The following is a 16,194-nucleotide window of genomic DNA, read 5'->3' as shown; positions in this document are numbered from 1 at the left end:
GCCGCCTCAGCTCCCGCCCGCCGTGCCGCCGGCGGTCTCGCCGTCGGCGTCCGCGCCGCCCGGGCCGCGCGCCGCCGCCACCTCCATCGGGTCGCCGGCGCCCCCGAGCGGCGCGGCGGCGAGCCGTCTCAGCACCCACCAGACGCCGAGCCCGACGCCGAGGTAGACGAGCGCGAGCAGCGCGTAGCCGACCGGCACGCCGCCGGCGCCGGTGACCGCCGCGTCGACTCGCATCACCTCGTAGACGACCCACGGCTGGCGGCCGACCTCGGTCGTCACCCAGCCGCAGATCAGCGCGACGACCGACGCCGGCCCGGCGACGACGAGCGCCCGGTAGAACCAGCGCGATCTCGGCAGGCCGCGGCGTCTCCAGCGGACCCACAGCGTGACGACGGCCAGCAGCGCCAGCGCGGTGCCGATCCCGACCATCGTCTGGAAGGCGAAGCGGACGGTGTTGACCGGGCCGGGCCGGTCGTCGGGCGGCACCGAGTCGAGCCCCTGCACGGTCGCGTTCGGGTCGTGGAAGGCGAGCAGCGACAGCAGCTTCGGTATCTCGATGCCCCATCTGATCTCGCCGGTCTCCTTGTCGTACCAGCCAAGGATGTGCTCGGGGGCGCCCTCCGTCGTTCTCTGCAGCCCCTCCAGCGTCGCCAGCTTCACCGGCTGGTGCGTCGCGACCTCGCGCGCCGCCCAGTCGCCGACGAGCAGCTGCACCGGCGCCGCGAAGGCGGCGACCGTCAGCGGGATCGCGAGCGCCGTGCGCTCGTAGCGGCCCCATCTGCCGTGGCGCAGCTTGCCCCAGGCGTACGCTCCGGCGACCACGAAGCCGACGACGATGTACGCGGCGACGTACATGTGCACCAGCTCGTGCCAGAGGTAGTCGTTGCCGAACAGCGCCTGCCACGGCCGCACGTCGACCGCCTCGCCGTCCTCGAGCCGGAAGCCGCCGGGGTTGTTCATCCAGGCGTTGACGGCGATCACCATCATCGAGCCGAGGAAGCCGGTGAAGATGATCGGGAAGCCGCTGGCGAAGTGCCACTTCGGCGGCAGCCGGTCCCAGCCGTAGACGTAGATGCCGATGAAGATCGCCTCGAGGAAGAAGGAGAAGCCCTCGATCGCGAAGCCGAGCCCGAAGACGTCGCCGAAGCTCGCCATGAACTGGGGCCACAGCAGGCCGAGCTCGAAGCTGAGGATCGTGCCGGTGATGACGCCGACGGCGAACAGCGCGGCCATCACCCGCGTCCACCGTCGCGCCAGTCTGCGGTAGAGCGGGTCGCCGGTGCGCAGGTGCAGCCACTCGACGAAGACGACCAGCGCCGGGAAGGCGACGCCGAAGCAGACGAGCGGGATGTGCACGGCGAACGACATCGCCTGCATCTGCCGGGCCTGGTCGAGGTGGTCCTGCTCCACGGGCGTCAGCTGGGCGAGCGGCGGAAGCAGATCGGTCAGGAACACGGTGGGATCTTCGTCTCGGGTCGGATCGCTCCTGCGACCCCGGACGGGTCGCGCAGGAGCGAGCGGCTGCGGCGAGGATGCCCGCCCGGGCGCCCGGCGCACCCTCCGAGCTGCCACGATGGGTCGATGCCGTCCGTCGCCTCGCCCGTCTCGCCCGCCCGCCGGGTCGCCGCCGCCGTGCTGCGCCGCGTCGAGGACGAGGGCGCCTACGCCGATCGCGCGCTCGCGGGGGAGGCCGCCCGCGCCGGCCTCGACGGGCGCGAGCACGCCTTCGCGACGGCGCTCGCCTACGGCGCCGTGCAGCGCCGCCGCACGCTCGACCACGTGATCGCGCGGCTCACGCGCCGGCCGCCGGGCCAGCTCGATCCGCCGGTGCGCGACGCGCTGCGGCTCGGGCTGCTGCAGCTGATCTTCCTCGACGGCGTCGCCGCGCATGCCGCCGTCGACCAGAGCGTCGAGCTGGCGAAGGCGGCCGGCGGGCCCGGCTACAGACTGGTCAACGCGGTGCTGCGCCGCGCCTCCCGGGAGGGGCGGCGGATCGTCGAGCAGCTCGACGACCGCACCCCGGAGGGCGCGGCGCTGCGCCACTCGGTGCCCGACTGGATCGCGCGGATGTGGTGGGAGTCGCTCGGACCCGACGAGGCGCGCGCGCTGCTGGCGCGGGTCAACCAACCGGCCGAGAGCGCGCTGCGCGTCAACACGCTGGCGGCCGAGCCGGTCGCCGTCGCGGCGGCGCTCGCCGGCCGCGAGGTCGCGGTGCGGCCGGCGCAGCTCGACGGCCGCCTGCCGGGCGGCGAAGGCGTCCCCGACGGCGAAGGCGTCCCCGGCTACGGTGGCGCGCCCGGCGGCGCCGCCGCGGCGGTGCTGTCGCTGCCGGAGGGGCTCGTCGCCGACGGCGCCTTCGACCTGCGCGGCGACCCGCTGTTCGCCGACGGCGCGCTGCTGGCGCAGTCGCGCGCGGCGATGGCGGCGGCGCGGCTGCTCGACCCGCAGCCGGGCGAGCGTGTGCTCGACCTGTGCGCCGCGCCGGGCGGCAAGACGACCCACCTCGCCGCGCTGATGGGCGGGTCGGGGGCGGTCGTCGCGGTCGAGCGCCACCCCGGCCGCGCGGAGGCGCTGCGGCGGACCTGCGCGCGCCTCAGAGCCGACTGGACCGTCGCGGTCGAGACCGGCGACGCGAGCGAGCCGCGCCGCGACGGGCCGTTCGACCGCGTCCTCGTCGACCCGCCCTGCTCGGGGCTCGGCACGCTCCAGGGGCGGCCCGACCTGCGCTGGCGCGCCACCGCGGAGTCGGTCGCGGAGCTGGCGCGCCTGCAGGGCCGGATCCTCGCGGCGGGCGCGGCGGCGCTCGCGCCGGGCGGCACGCTGCTGTACGTCACCTGCACGATCTCGCCCGACGAGAACGAGGGCGTGATCGAGGCGTTCCTCGACGCCGATCCGGCCTTCGCGCTCGACGACCTCGGCGCCGAGCTGCCCCGTCTGCGCAGCCGCCGCGCCCCGCGGACGCTGCAGCTGCTGCCCCACCGCGACGGGACCGACGGCTTCTTCCTGGCGCGTCTCAGACGTTCTTCATGAGACCGCGGAACACTGTCTTCGTGGTGACGGCCATCCGAGCGATGCGCTATCACGGTGGGATGCCGATCGACGCCGCGACATGAGCGACGAGCCGCCCAGACTGGGCCCGGAGTGCCCTGGCTGCGGCGAGCCGTGGCTGCGCCCGACGACGATGCCGGGCCGCTACCGCTGCGTCTACTGCCTCAACCGCTACGAGCTCGTCTCGGTCTGCCCGAACTGCGGCGAGCACTCGACGATCGTGCGCATGTCGAGCACGGCGATCGTCATCTGCAACCACTGCAAGGGCAGCATGCTGACGCCGGTCTGAGCGCCGGCCGGGCGGCACGACCGCGCCCCGCCACCCGATCCGCCAGACTTCGCCGTCGCATGCCTGCCAACGAGACCGCCACCGAGCTGCTGCGCGCCACGCGCATCGCGCCGTCGATCCTCTCCGCCGACTTCGCCCGCCTGGGCGCGCAGGTCGACGAGGTGATCGCCGCCGGCGCCCGCGTGATCCACGTCGACGTGATGGACGGCCATTTCGTGCCGCCGATCACGATGGGGCCGATCGTCGTCTCCGCGCTCGCCGACCGCGTCCACGCCGCCGGGGCGATCCTCGACGTCCACCTGATGATCGAGCGCCCCGAGCGCCAGGTCGCCGAGTTCGCGAAGGCCGGCGCCGACTCGATCACCGTCCACGCCGAGGCGACGCCGCACCTCAACTACGCGCTCGCGGCGATCCGCGACGCCGGCGTCTCCGCCGCCGCGGCCGTCAACCCGGGCACGCCGGTCGGCGCGCTCGCGGAGGTCGGAGCGCTGCTCGACATGGCGCTGTGCATGTCGGTCAACCCGGGCTGGGGCGGACAGCCGTTCATCGCCGCCTCGCTCGACAAGCTCGCCCGCCTGCGCGGCCTGCTGCCGTCGACGGCGATCGAGGTCGACGGCGGCGTCGACGCCAAGACCGCGGGCCCGTGCGCCGAGCACGGCGCCGGGGTGCTCGTGGCCGGCTCGGCGATCTTCGGCGCCAAGGATCCCGCCGCCGCCTACGCCGCGCTCGCGCAGGCCGCGGGCGCCGTCTGAGTCGACCGGGCGGGCGCCGCGCGACCACGACGACGGCCGGCGCCGCCACCGCGCGGCCCGTCCCGCCGCCCTACGGCTAGCCGTACGCCGCGCCCGCGACGACTCGGCCACAATCGAGCGACGATGGCGAGGACGATCCTGATCGTGGACGACCACCCGAGCTTCCGCTCCAGCGCGCGGCGGGTGCTCGAGGCCGGCGGCTTCACGGTCGTCGGCGAGGCGCCCGACGGAGCGAGCGGCTACACCGCCGCGCGCGACCTGCGCCCCGACGTCGTGCTGCTCGACGTCGGCCTGCCCGACGCCGACGGCTTCGTCGTCGCCGACCGCATCAAGCGGCTCGCCGACCCGCCCGACGTCGTGATCGTCTCGAGCCGCGACCCGAGCGACTTCGGCCCGCTGGTCTCCGGCTGCGGCGCCTGCGGGTTCGTCGCGAAGGCCGACCTCTCCGGCGACGCGGTCGCCGCGCTGCTGCCATGAGCCCGGCGGGGCTGACGCCCGCCAAGCGCGCCGCGATCACCGCGATCGGCTTCGCCGGGGTGCTCGGCGCCGCCTGGACGATCGTCGCGGTGCTGACCAGCGAGCACACCTCGCCGAAGTGGCTGGTGCTGGCGCTGATGCTGACGATCGGCGGCTCCTTCACCGCGACCGGCATGTACGCCTGGGCGCGCCGACCCGACTCGTGGTTCGGCCTCCAACTGAGCCTCGTCGGCCTGACGACCTTCCTGACCGCGCTCTCGGCCTCCGACGACGACCTGCTGTTCACGCTCGGCGTGCTGGTCGGCTCGCTCTCCTCGGCGGTGATGATCCACGCGCTGCTGGGCTTCCCGACCGGCCGCCTGCGCTCGCGCGGCGAGCGCGCCTACGTCGGCGCCGTCTACGCGCTCTGCACGGTCGGCCCGCTGGCGCTGCTGCTCGTCACCGCGCCCGCCCCCGACCTGCCGCGCAACGTCCTGCTGGTGGAGGAGAACGCGCGGCTCGGCGACGTGATCGACGCGATCCTGCGCGGCGGCTCGCTCGCCGCGGCGATCGGCGCGGTGGCGCTGCTCGTGCTGCGCTGGCAGCGGGCGACGATCCCCGAGCGGCGGCTGCTCGCGCCGGTGCTGTGGTCGGGCGTCGCGACGACCGGAGCGCTCGCGCTGTCGCTCGCCGGCCAGATGCTGGACCTGCCCGGCAGGCTGCTCAACGTCTTCGACTTCATCGGGCTGTTCCTGTTCGGCTCGATCCCGCTCGCGTTCGTCACCGGGATCGTGCGGCAGAACCTCTCGCGTGGCCACTCGGTCGGGCGGCTCGTCTCGCGGCTCGGCGCCGCGCAGGCCGGCCGCGGCGCCGCCTCGCTGCGCGACGCGCTCGCGATCGCGCTCCACGACCGCTCGCTGTCGATCGCGTACTGGATGCCGGCGGGGACCGGCGGCGAGGGCCGCTACGTCGACGCCGCCGGCCAGCCGGTCGCGCTGCCCCGTCCCGGCAGCGGCCGCTCCTTCACCGAGGTCGAGCGGGAGGGGCGCAAGGTCGCCGCGATCGTCCACGACGGCTCGCTCGACGAGGAGCCCGAGCTGGTGCAGGCGGCCGGCGCCGCCGCCGCGCTGGCGCTCGAGAACGAGCGGCTCGACGCCGAGCTGCGGGTCCAGATCGCCGAGGTGCGCGCGTCGCGAGCGCGTCTGCTCGACGTCGTCACGCGCGAGCGCCGGCGGATCGAGCGCGACCTCCACGACGGCGCGCAGCAGCGGCTCGTCGCGCTGGCGCTGACGCTCGGGATCGCCGAGCAGCAGGTCGGCGCCGACCCCGAGCAGGCGAAGGCGCTGATCCGCGAGGCGCGCGACGAGGCGCGGCTGGCGCTGGAGGAGCTGCGCGAGCTGGCGCGCGGCATCCACCCGGCGATCCTCACCGACCGCGGCCTGCGGCCGGCGCTGGAGGCGCTCGCCAGCCGGGCGCCGCTGCCGGTCGCGCTCGCCGACGTGCCGGAGGAGCGGCTGCCGCCGCCGGTCGAGGGCGCCGCCTACTTCGTCGTTGCCGAGGCGCTCGCGAACGTCGCCAAGTACGCCGAGGCCAGCCACGCCGAGGTGATCGTGCAGCGCCTCAACGGCCACGCGGTCGTCGAGGTCCGCGACGACGGCGTCGGCGGCGCCGATCCCGCGTCGGGCAGCGGGCTGCGCGGCCTGGAGGACCGGCTCTCCGCGCTCGACGGCCGTCTGGCAGTCTTCAGCCCGTCCGGTCGAGGCACGACCATCCGTGCCGAGATCCCGTGCGCGAGCTGAGCGCGCGGACCACCGCCCGAAAACGGACCACCCGAATGCGCGTCGTGATCGCCGAAGACTCCGTCCTCCTGCGCGAGGGCATCGCCCGCCTGCTGCAGGACGCGGGCCACGAGGTCGTCGGCCAGGCCGGCGACGCCGAGGATCTCGTCCGCAAGGTGCTGGCGCACAGGCCCGACATCGCGATCGTCGACGTGCGGATGCCGCCGACCAACACCGACGACGGGCTGAGAGCGGCGCTGGAGCTGCGCGAGCGGGCGCCCGACGTCGCGGTGCTGGTGCTGTCGCAGTACGTCGAGGAGGGCTACGCGCACGAGCTGATCGGGGGCGGAGCGGCCGGCGTCGGCTATCTGCTGAAGGACCGCGTCGCCGACGTCGAGCGGTTCGTCGACTCGGTCGCGCGCGTGGGGGAGGGCGGCTCGGCGCTCGACCCCGAGGTCGTCGCGCAGCTGCTCGGACGGCGTCGCCGCGACGACCCGCTGGAGGGCCTGACGCCGCGCGAGCGCGAGGTGCTCGGGCTGATGGCCGAGGGCCGCTCCAACAGCGCGATCGCCGAGGAGCTGGTCGTCACCGAGCGCGCCGTCGAGAAGCACGTCACGAGCATCTTCGGCAAGCTCGACCTGCCGCCGGCCGCGCAGGACCACCGCCGCGTGCTGGCGGTGCTGCGCTACCTCGGCGCGCGCGGCTGATAGCCGTCAGCCCGGCGACCTGACAGCGGGCACCGTCGCGGGGTGGTGCTACCCGTAGGGGCGGACGCCGGGCATCCGGATTCCGGCACGGACGCCGCCCCGGCAGCCTTCATGCTGCGCTCCCCCGGCGCGTCCCGCGGGGCATCGAACGACCAGCCGCCCGCACGAACCTCCGAAAGGACCCTCAGTGAACGCCATCCCGATCGTCACCGCCGTCGACCTCCGCCGCCGCTTCGGCGAGGGCGAGGCCGCCGTCGACGCGCTCGACGGCGTCTCGCTGGAGCTGCCGCAGGGCGCCTTCACCGCCGTGATGGGGCCGTCGGGCTCGGGCAAGTCGACGCTGATGCACATCCTCGCCGGCCTCGACCAGCCGACCTCCGGCTCGGTCGTCGTCGACGGGGTCGAGCTGGCGAACCTCGACGACAAGAAGCTGACGCAGCTGCGCCGCGACAAGATCGGCTTCATCTTCCAGTCGTTCAACCTGCTGCCGGTCCTGACGGCGGAGGAGAACATCGTCCTGCCGCTGAGAATCGCCGGCGCGAAGGTCGACCGCGAGTGGCTGGAGACGCTGATAGAGACGGTCGGCCTCGGCGCCCGCCGCACCCACCACCCGTCCGAGCTGTCCGGCGGTCAGCAGCAGCGCGTCGCGGTCGCCCGCGCGCTGATCTCCAAGCCGGCGGTCGTCTTCGCCGACGAGCCGACCGGCAACCTCGACTCGCAGTCCTCCGCCGAGGTGCTCGGCCTGCTGCGCCGTTCGGTCGACGAGCTCGGCCAGACGGTCGTGATGGTCACCCACGACGCGCACGCGGCGGCGGTCGCCGACCGCATCCTCGTGCTCGCCGACGGCCAGATCGTCCACGACGGCGACGCCGGCTCGGCCGACGACGTGCTCGACCTGATGCGGACGGTCGCCTGATGGTCGCGCTCTCCCTGCGCGGGCTCGTCTCGCGCAAGCTGCGAACGGCGCTGACGGCGCTCGCGATCGTGCTCGGCGTCGGCTTCGTCGCCGGCACCTACATGCTGACGGACTCGATGAACAAGGCGTTCGACAACGTCTTCGCGACCGCGACCGAGAAGATCGACGTCACCGTCACGCCGAAGGAGCAGTTCGACAACGCCGGCACGGTCGCGATGTCGTCCGAGGTGCTGCGCAGAGTCCAGGCCGTCCCCGGCGTCGAGGAGGCGGTCGGCTCGATCTCCTCCTCCGGCGGCGGCGACGACTCCGCCGTCATCTACACGAAGGACGGCAGCGAGCCGCTCGTCAGAGGCGGCGCGCCGATGCTGGTCGTCAACGATCCCTCCGAGCGCCTCAGCCCGCTCGACTACGTCGAGGGCCACGCGCCGCGGGCGCCCGACGAGGCGGCGCTGACGAAGGGCACCGCCGACAAGGGCGGCTTCGCGATCGGCGACACGGTCAGAATCTCCGGCGACGGCCCCGCCGAGGCGTTCAGAGTCGTCGGCATCGCGAAGTTCGGCGAGGAGGACACGCTCGCCGGCTCGGCACTTGCGGTCCTGCAGACCGAGGTCGTCCAGCGCCTGCTCGACATGAGAGGCGAGTACACGTCGATCGACGCGGTCGCCGAGGGCGGGGTCACGCCCGAGCAGCTGTCGAGACGGGTCGCCGCCGAGCTGCCGGCGCAGCTGTACAACGTCCGCACCGGCGAGCAGGAGGCCCGCAGACAGGCGGCCGACCTGCAGGACCAGCTCGGCTTCCTCAGAACCTTCCTGCTCGCGTTCGCCGGCGTCGCGCTGTTCGTCGGCGCCTTCCTGATCGTCAACACCTACTCGATCACCGTCGCCCAGCGGATGCGCGAGTTCGCGCTGCTGCGGATGATCGGCGCCTCGCGCCGGCAGGTGCTGCGCGCCGTGCTCGGCGAGGCGCTCGTCGTCGGCCTCGCCGCGTCGGTCGTCGGCCTGCTGTTCGGCATGGTGATCGCGCCGGCGCTGCGCGGGCTGTTCACGCTGTTCGACGCCGAGCTGCCCTCCGAGGGGCTGATCGTCGAGACGCGCACGATCGTCGTCTCGCTGCTGATCGGCACGGTCGTGACGGTCGTCGCCGCGGTCGGCCCGGCGCTGCGCGCGACGCGCGTGCCGCCGATCGCCGCGCTGCAGGACGTCGCGAGCATGACGCGCGGGAAGACCGCGCGGTGGCGCACGCCGGTCGCCGTCGTGATCGCGCTGATCGGCGTCGCGATGATGTGCGGTGGGCTGTTCGGCGGCGGCAGCGCCGGCCAGGCGGCCGGCCTGATCGGCGGCGGCGGCGCGATCGTCTTCGTCGGCGTCGGCCTGCTCGCCTCCCACCTCGTCAGACCGCTGGCGCTGCTCGTCGGCCTGCCGCTGGAGCGGCTGCGCGGCGTCAGCGGCCGGCTGGCGCGCGAGAACGCGACCCGCCAGCCGCGCCGTACCGCTTCGACCTCGGCGGCGCTGATGATCGGCGTCGCGCTGGTCGCCTTCATCGCGATCTTCGCCGCCGGCCTGAAGGCGTCGGTCGACGACGCGGTCGACAGAGGCGTCGCGGCCGACCTCGTCGTGCAGACCGAGACCTTCCAGCCGGTGCCGAGCAGCGCCGCCAGAGCGCTCGCGGAGGTGCCCGGCGTCGAGACGGTCTCGCCGCTGCGCTTCGCCAGCGGCAAGGTGCCGGGTCAGTCGGGGACGCTCAGCATCGCCGGCGTCGATCCCGCGACGGCCGCCGACGTGATCCAGGTCGACTGGGTGGAGGGCGACCAGGGGCTGCTGAGAACGTTCGGCGGCAGCCAGGTCGCGCTCTCCGACAGATACGCCGACGAGCACGACCTCAGCGTCGGCAGCACCTTCGCGGTCGGCACCCCGACCGGCAGAGAGGTGAGACTCGAGGTCGTCGGCATCTACGACGACAACGCCGGCCTGCTCGGCAACATGACGCTCTCCAACGAGCTGCTGGCCCGCGACTTCGACGCCACCAGAGACGCGGTCGTGCTCGCGACGACGGCGGCGGGCGAGAGCCCCGACGCGGTCCAGAGCGTCGCCGACGAGACGATCTCGGCCGCCTACCCGACGGTCGAGGTGCTGACCAAGCAGGGCTTCAAGGACGAGCAGGCCGGCCAGATCGACCAGCTGCTCGGCCTCGTCTACGTGCTCCTGTCGCTGTCGGTGATCGTCTCGCTGTTCGGCATCGTCAACACGCTCGTGCTCTCGATCCATGAGCGCACCCGCGAGCTGGGGATGCTGCGCGCGATCGGCACCTCGCGCGCCCAGGTCCGCCGGATCGTCCGCTACGAGTCGGTGATCACCGCCCTGATCGGCGCCGTCCTCGGCGTCGTGCTCGGCGCGATCTTCGCGGTGCTCGTGACGATCCCGCTGCAGGACGAGGGCTTCACGACCTCGATCCCGGTCGTCACGCTGATCGTCCTGCTGGTGCTCGCCGTGATCGCCGGCGTGATCGCCGCGATCCTCCCCGCACGCCGAGCGGCCAAGCTCGACGTCCTGAGAGCGCTCGCGTACGAGTAGGGCAGGATCACAGATACATACGTGACGTATGGATCCCATGCGCCGGCGATGCTACGCTCGGCGCATGGGAACCCTCGTCCAGATCCGCGACGTCCCTGAGGACGTCCATCGGAAGCTCAAGTCGCGCGCGGCGGCGAAGGGCGTCTCCCTCTCCGAGTACGTCCGCACGATGATGGAGCGCGACGTCTCGCGGCCGACGCCGGACGAGCTGGCCGAGCGGATCGCGGCGCGCGGCGCGGTCGAGCTCGACGAACCGAGCGAGATCGCGGTTCGCCGGCTGCGCGACGAGGGCGAGTGACGGTCCTCGACACCTCGGCGGTCGTCGACTATCTGCTCGGCAGGGGCGCCGCCGAGCAGGTGCGACAGGTGCTGAACGACGCAGGGCCGGCCGCTGCGCCCGACGTGCTCGTCTTCGAGGTGCTCGCGGTCCTGCGCCGCCAGGTCCAGCGCGGTGGACTGAGCGCCGAGCGGGCCGCGAGCGCGGTCGCCGATCTCGACGACCTGTCGATCGAGCTGTTCCCGGCGCTCGCCCTGCGCGTCCGGGCCTGGCAGCTGCGCGACAACATGACGATCGGCGACGCCCTCTTCGCCGCACTCGCCGAGCAGCTCGGCGAGCCGCTGGTCACCAAGGACCGCCGTCTCGCCTCCGGCGCCCGCCAGCGGACCGGCGTCGAAGTCGTCGAACTGACCTGACGTCGCCTACGCCGGCCGCCGGTAGAGGCCGTACAGCAGGCAGCTGAGGATGAAGGCGGCGCCGCAGTAGCCGGTCTCGACGCGCAGCACCTCGTCGCTGACGACGTCGGAGGCGACCCAGGCGACGAACAGCAGCGCGGAGACGATCCAGGCGACCGCGGCGAGCTGTGCGCGACCGCGGGCCAGCGCCGCCTGGTTGAGCGTGCCGGCGACGAGGTGGAAGCCCATGCCGACGGCGACCAGCGCGAGGCCGCCGCGCTCGTAGGTGAAGCCCTTGTCGCCGAGCACGGTCTCCATCACCCACGGGCCGATCGCCAGCAGGCCGAGCGCGCAGGCGCCGGCGAAGGCGGCGATCGCGAGCACGGTGACGCGGATCGCGCGGGCGAACTGGCCGGCGTCCTCTCTCGCCTCCAGGCCGGTGAGGTGGGGGAGGATCGAGGTCTGCACCGCCTGGAACAGCTGCAGCGGCGCGCGCACGATCAGCAGGACGTTGAAGACGAAGCCGGCGAGCGCCGGCCCGGAGTCGCGCTCGACGATCAGCACCGCCGCGTTCATCAGCGTCTGCTCGGCGAGCATGATCAGGAAGACGGCGACCGCGAAGCTGGAGCCGCGCCCGAGCGACAGGTCCTGCGAGGCCTCCTCGATCTCGGCGTGGGCCGGGCCCTCGCCGGCGGCGTCCATCACCGCGACCTCGCCGGCCGCCGGCAGCGGGTCGCTGCCGCCGCGCGCCAGCCGCGCGAGCGCGAACGGCACGACGACCATCGAGACGAACGGGGCGACCGCGATCCCGATCGCGATCGCCGTCTGCCCCGAGGTGATCCCGACGGCCGCGGCGACCGCGAACAGGAAGCGCGAGGTCGACTCCAGCAGCACGAGCCCGCCGTAGCCGGCGAAGCGCTCGTGGCCGGCCAGCCAGCCGCGGGCGAAGTAGCTGCCCGCGTAGGCGAGCACGGAGACGACGAGGATCCAGTAGAGCGCGGCGGAGCCGCCGAACAGCTCGTCCTCGATCGTCGTCCGCAGCGGCAGCGCGATCGCCAGGAAGACGAGCGCGAAGCCGGCCTGGATCAGCGCCGGCGTGCGCAGCGGATGGCCCTTCAGCCCGCGCGCGCGGCGGTCGGAGATCGTGCGGCTCAGCAGCTGCTCGACCGGCCGGTAGAGGACCGACAGGATCACGAACGTGATCGACCACAGCAGCGAGACGTGGCCGTAGTCGACCGCGCTCAGCTCGCGGCTGGCGAGCGCCAGATATGCGAACGAGAGGAGGCCGGTCGACGCGATGCCGACCGTCAGCAGCAGACGGCCGCGGTTGCGCGAGCTCCTACCGGATCCGGGCATCTGACGCCGTCATCGTCGTTCCTGGCGAGGACGCAGAGAGCGACGTGTGCGCCAGCACACGAGCGATCGAGGACATGGCCAGGGGCGGCGAGGACAAGTCAGAGGCGGACGAGCAGCATCGTCCACGGAAACGGCGAGCGCGCCTCGACGACCTCGCCGTGCTGCGACAGCAGCTTCACGAACGACCGCTTCGACCAGTGGTTGACGTGGCCGGGCGTGTTGCCGAGGTCCTTCAGATAGGCGCCGCGCGCCATGTTGAGGCCGCGCCACAGCGGCTCGCGCGGGACCGAGACGAGCAGATGGTCCTTCGCGACGCGCGCCATCTCGGCGACGGTGTGCTCGGGATCGGGCACGTGCTCGAGCACCTCGATCGCGCTCGCCATGCCGAACTCGTCGGTCTCGAACGGCATGTTCTCGGCCTTCATCACGCGGTACTCGAGGTTCGGCGCCTGGCGGGTCGCCTGCTCGGACAGCAGCTTCGGGTCGTCGAGGTCGATGCCGACGATCCGCTTGTCGCCGAGCGCCAGCGCCCACTTGTGCGTCAGGACGCCCTCGCCGCAGCCGACGTCGAGCACCGAGCTGGGAGCGGCCTGCGTGAACAGCTCGCCGAGCGTGCGCTCGAAGTTCGACATCAGCCGGCGCACGACCGGGTTGGTCGAGCCGTACTTGTCGTACGTGTTGCCGGTCGGGACCTCCTCGACGGCCTGCGCCGCGCTGGTGCTGCTCATACCTCGACTGCCTTCTTTCGGTCGTCGGGCGCGCCGGAGCCGCCGTCGTCGTCGGCGCCCGGAGCGCCGGGCTCGTAGTGGGAGGGCGGGATGCCGAGCGACAGCTCGATCCGCCGCACGCGCTCGAAGGTGCGTTGCGACAGCGTCCGCTGCGCGGCGAGCAGGTCGCCGATCACGCCGAGCGCGAACAGCAGCATCGCGCCGGTGAAGAGCATCGCGCCAAGGATCAGCGACTGGACGTGGCCGGCGCCCTCGCCCTGGAACCAGAAGACGAGGAAGCGGATCCAGACGGCGGCGGCGACGAGCCCGACCAGCGCGCCGGCGCTCCAGAAGACCCGCAGCGGCTCGTACTGCGAGTAGATGCGGAAGATCGAGATCGAGTTGCGGCGCACGTAGGCGCCCATCGACGGGAAGAGCCGCGACTCGCGCGTCTTCTCGTTGGTGCGGATCTTCACGTCGTCGATCGCGACCAGCTGCTTGCCGGCCTGGATGATCGTCTCGAGCGTGTAGGTGAACTTCGACACGACGACGAGCTGCAGCGCCGCCTCGCGGTTGTAGGCGCGGAAGCCGGAGGTGGTGTCCGGCACGGTCGTCGAGGAGGCCTGCCGCACGACCCACGAGCCGAGCTTCTGGAGCGAGACCTTCAGCGGCGAGAAGTGGGCGATCGACTCGACCTGGCGGTCGCCGATCACCATGTCGGCCCGGCCGGAGACGATCGGCTCGACCAGCTTCGGGATGTCGCCGCCGAAGTACTGGTTGTCGGCGTCGGTGTTGACGATCACGTCGGCGCCGAGCTTGAGGGCGGCGTCGAGCCCGGCCTGGAAGCCGGCGGCCAGCCCCTTGTTGTTGGTCAGCTTGACGATGTGGTTCACGCCGCCTTCGCGCGCGACCTCGATCGTGCGGTCCGAGGAGCCGTCGTCGATTATCAGCCACTCGACGGTGTCGAAGCCCGGCACCTCTCTGGGCAGGTCTCTGAGCGTCGCCGGGAGCTGTTGCTCCTCGTTGAAACAGGGGATCTGGATGATCAGCTTCATGGGGGATGACTGGTCGAACGGGGCGCGGGGCCGCTCTCTGCGCCGCCCGGCGGGCGACGTCGGCGGGAGTTCGTCGCACCACCGTAGACCGTCGGCCGGTGCCGTAGACTCGCGCCGCAGTATCCCAAAGGACCGGATGGAACGCCACGCACGCCGCGCCCGGCCGCGGCTCGATCGCACGGCGCTCGCCCTCGCCGCCGTCCTTGCGGGCGCGCTCGGGCTGCGGCTGTGGGGCATCGGGCACGGCCTGCCGTTCTCCTACAACATCGACGAGGAAGGCCATTTCGTACCCGTGGCGATCGGGTTCTTCGGCCATGGCCTCAACCCGCGCTACTTCCTCAACCCGCCGGGCTACACCGAGCTGCTCCACGTCATCTACGCCGTCTGGTTCGGCGGCCGCGAGGCGGTCGCACGGGCGTACGTCGACGATCCGAGCAAGGTCTTCCTGATCGCGCGCGTCACGGTCGCGCTGCTGGGGACGATCTCGGTCTGGCTGACCTACCTGCTCGGCAGCCGCCTCTTCGACCGCCGCGCCGGCCTGCTCGCCGCCGCGCTGGCGGCCGTCGCCTTCCTGCCGGTCTTCTACTCCCACCTCGCGCTCAACGACGTGCCGTCGATGGCGCCGGCGACGCTCGCGCTCGTCTGCGCGGCGGCGATCGTGCGCGGGAGCGGCCGCGGCGGCGGGATCTGGTGGCTGCTGCTCGGCGGCGTCGCGGTCGGCCTCGCCGCCGGCACGAAGTACACCGCCGGGATCGTGCTGCTGCCGCTGCTGACGGCGATCGCGCTTCGCACGCGCGAGGAGCGCGCCGGCGCCGCCCACCTGCTCGCGGCCGCCGCGCTCGCCTGCCTCGCGGCGGGCGTCGGCTTCCTCGTCGCCAACCCGCATGCGTTGCTGAGCTTCTCGGAGTTCCGCACCGGGGTCCTGAGGCAGCGCGAGCTGGCCGGCGGCGACGAGCTGGCGAAGCTCGGCCTGACGCAGGACAACGGGATCGTCTACTACCTCTGGACGTTCACGTGGGGAATCGGCTGGATCCCGGCGCTGCTGGCGCTCGTCGGCGCGGGACGGCTGCTCGTCAGGGAGCGGGCGGTGGCGCTGACGCTGCTGCCGACGATCGTCGTCTACCTGCTCTACATGGGCACGCAGGACCGCTACTTCGGCCGCTGGGCGCTGCCGCTCTTCCCGATCGTGATCGTGCTCGCCGCCTACGGCGCGCTGTGGCTGGCCGACGAGGTCGGCCGCCGCCGGGCGCGGCTGGCGCTGCCCGCGACCGTCGCGCTCGTCGTCGCGCTGCTGGCCCAGAGCGCCGTCCACGCCGTCCACAACGACCGCGTGCTGTCGCGCGACGACACGCGCGGGCTGGCGCACGACTGGATGGTCGAGCAGATCCCGCCGGGCACGAAGGTGATGCTGGAGCCGATCGTCCCGGCCCGCTGGACCGAGGACCCGAATCGCGCCGACCCGGCGACGCCGACCGGCAAGCGCTGGCAGCTGTGGGACACCGCCCGCGCCGACGTCGACGACTTCGGCAGACCGGTGCCGGGCGGGAGAACGCGCTACGTCAAGGTCGACAAGTACGAGCGCACGCTGCGCCCGGAGCTGATCGACCGCTACGAGCAGCAGGGCTTCTGCTGGGTCGTGATCGGCTCCCACCAGCGCGACCGCGCGCTCGTCGAGCCCAAGGTGGTCCCGCAGGCGATCGCCTACTACGACGAGCTGGCGCGGCGGGGGCGGGAGGTGGCGCGCTTCAGCCCCTACAAGGCCGGCGCCACGCCGCCGAGATTCAACTTCGACTGGGCGTTCGACTACTACCCGCTGGCGTACGAGCGCCCCGGCCCGGAGATCGTGATCTACCGGCTGTCGGGCGGGGGCTGTTCGTGATCGGCTGCG

Annotated in this window: 15 protein-coding genes; 11 read left to right on the top strand and 4 right to left on the bottom strand. The window is 73.1% G+C overall.

What is annotated here, in order from left to right; genetic code table 11:
- Window positions 1-6: 6 nt before the first annotated feature.
- Window positions 7-1,455, bottom strand: coding sequence for a cytochrome ubiquinol oxidase subunit I (locus BDZ31_RS21245; RefSeq protein ID WP_343075660.1), 1,449 nt, complete (start codon window positions 1,453-1,455; stop codon window positions 7-9).
- A gap of 126 nt (window positions 1,456-1,581) precedes the next feature.
- Here BDZ31_RS21245 and rsmB point away from each other — a divergent pair, with 126 nt between their 5' ends.
- From rsmB to BDZ31_RS21195, 10 genes are all read left to right on the top strand, one after another.
- Window positions 1,582-3,030 carry a 16S rRNA (cytosine(967)-C(5))-methyltransferase RsmB gene (gene rsmB, locus BDZ31_RS21240; protein ID WP_183344905.1) on the top strand — a complete coding sequence of 483 codons (1,449 nt, stop codon included), beginning with the start codon at window positions 1,582-1,584 and terminating at the stop codon, window positions 3,028-3,030.
- 79 nt (window positions 3,031-3,109) lie between these two features.
- A complete protein-coding gene (locus tag BDZ31_RS21235; RefSeq protein ID WP_183344903.1) occupies window positions 3,110-3,337 on the top strand; it encodes a YfgJ family double zinc ribbon protein in 228 nt (75 codons plus the stop codon).
- A 59-nt stretch (window positions 3,338-3,396) separates the two neighbouring features.
- On the top strand, window positions 3,397-4,089 hold the full coding sequence (gene rpe, locus BDZ31_RS21230; RefSeq protein WP_183344901.1) for a ribulose-phosphate 3-epimerase: 693 nt from the start codon (window positions 3,397-3,399) through the stop codon (window positions 4,087-4,089).
- 123 nt (window positions 4,090-4,212) lie between these two features.
- Window positions 4,213-4,566, top strand: a complete 354-nt coding sequence (locus BDZ31_RS21225) for a response regulator (RefSeq protein ID WP_183344899.1) — start codon at window positions 4,213-4,215, stop codon at window positions 4,564-4,566.
- Window positions 4,563-6,344 carry a sensor histidine kinase gene (locus BDZ31_RS21220; RefSeq protein ID WP_183344897.1) on the top strand — a complete coding sequence of 594 codons (1,782 nt, stop codon included), beginning with the start codon at window positions 4,563-4,565 and terminating at the stop codon, window positions 6,342-6,344. The genes BDZ31_RS21225 and BDZ31_RS21220 overlap by 4 nt, the downstream gene beginning before the upstream one ends.
- A gap of 35 nt (window positions 6,345-6,379) precedes the next feature.
- Window positions 6,380-7,030 (top strand): response regulator transcription factor, encoded by a 651-nt coding sequence (locus tag BDZ31_RS21215; protein ID WP_183344895.1) that lies wholly within the window; start codon window positions 6,380-6,382, stop codon window positions 7,028-7,030.
- A gap of 187 nt (window positions 7,031-7,217) precedes the next feature.
- Entirely contained in the window at window positions 7,218-7,946 is a 729-nt protein-coding gene (locus tag BDZ31_RS21210) for an ATP-binding cassette domain-containing protein (RefSeq protein ID WP_183344893.1), read from the top strand.
- A complete protein-coding gene (locus tag BDZ31_RS21205) occupies window positions 7,946-10,516 on the top strand; it encodes an ABC transporter permease (protein WP_183344891.1) in 2,571 nt (856 codons plus the stop codon). The genes BDZ31_RS21210 and BDZ31_RS21205 overlap by 1 nt, the downstream gene beginning before the upstream one ends.
- Window positions 10,517-10,580: 64 nt before the next feature.
- Window positions 10,581-10,814, top strand: a complete 234-nt coding sequence (locus BDZ31_RS21200) for a FitA-like ribbon-helix-helix domain-containing protein (RefSeq protein ID WP_183344889.1) — start codon at window positions 10,581-10,583, stop codon at window positions 10,812-10,814.
- Window positions 10,811-11,209, top strand: coding sequence for a PIN domain-containing protein (locus tag BDZ31_RS21195; protein WP_183344888.1), 399 nt, complete (start codon window positions 10,811-10,813; stop codon window positions 11,207-11,209). Before BDZ31_RS21200 ends, BDZ31_RS21195 begins: the two co-directional genes overlap by 4 nt.
- Window positions 11,210-11,215: 6 nt before the next feature.
- On the opposite strand, the gene BDZ31_RS21190 is transcribed toward BDZ31_RS21195, so the two are convergent.
- The 3 genes from BDZ31_RS21190 to BDZ31_RS21180 form a co-directional block, all read right to left on the bottom strand.
- Window positions 11,216-12,544 (bottom strand): lipopolysaccharide biosynthesis protein, encoded by a 1,329-nt coding sequence (locus BDZ31_RS21190; RefSeq protein ID WP_183344885.1) that lies wholly within the window; start codon window positions 12,542-12,544, stop codon window positions 11,216-11,218.
- A gap of 98 nt (window positions 12,545-12,642) precedes the next feature.
- Window positions 12,643-13,272: a class I SAM-dependent methyltransferase gene (locus BDZ31_RS21185; RefSeq protein WP_183344883.1), complete on the bottom strand. Its 630-nt coding sequence runs from the start codon at window positions 13,270-13,272 to the stop codon at window positions 12,643-12,645.
- Window positions 13,269-14,306 (bottom strand): glycosyltransferase family 2 protein, encoded by a 1,038-nt coding sequence (locus BDZ31_RS21180; RefSeq protein WP_183344881.1) that lies wholly within the window; start codon window positions 14,304-14,306, stop codon window positions 13,269-13,271. The genes BDZ31_RS21185 and BDZ31_RS21180 overlap by 4 nt, the downstream gene beginning before the upstream one ends.
- A 136-nt stretch (window positions 14,307-14,442) precedes the next feature.
- Here BDZ31_RS21180 and BDZ31_RS21175 point away from each other — a divergent pair, with 136 nt between their 5' ends.
- Complete coding sequence (locus BDZ31_RS21175) at window positions 14,443-16,185, top strand: glycosyltransferase family 39 protein (protein ID WP_183344878.1); 1,743 nt, start codon at window positions 14,443-14,445, stop codon at window positions 16,183-16,185.
- The last annotated feature ends 9 nt before the right edge of the window (window positions 16,186-16,194 follow it).

The sequence above is a fragment of the Conexibacter arvalis genome, from assembly GCF_014199525.1.
Lineage (GTDB): Bacteria > Actinomycetota > Thermoleophilia > Solirubrobacterales > Solirubrobacteraceae > Conexibacter > Conexibacter arvalis.
Note: the sequence above shows the minus strand (reverse complement) of the source record. Positions and strands in the feature narration are given on the sequence as shown.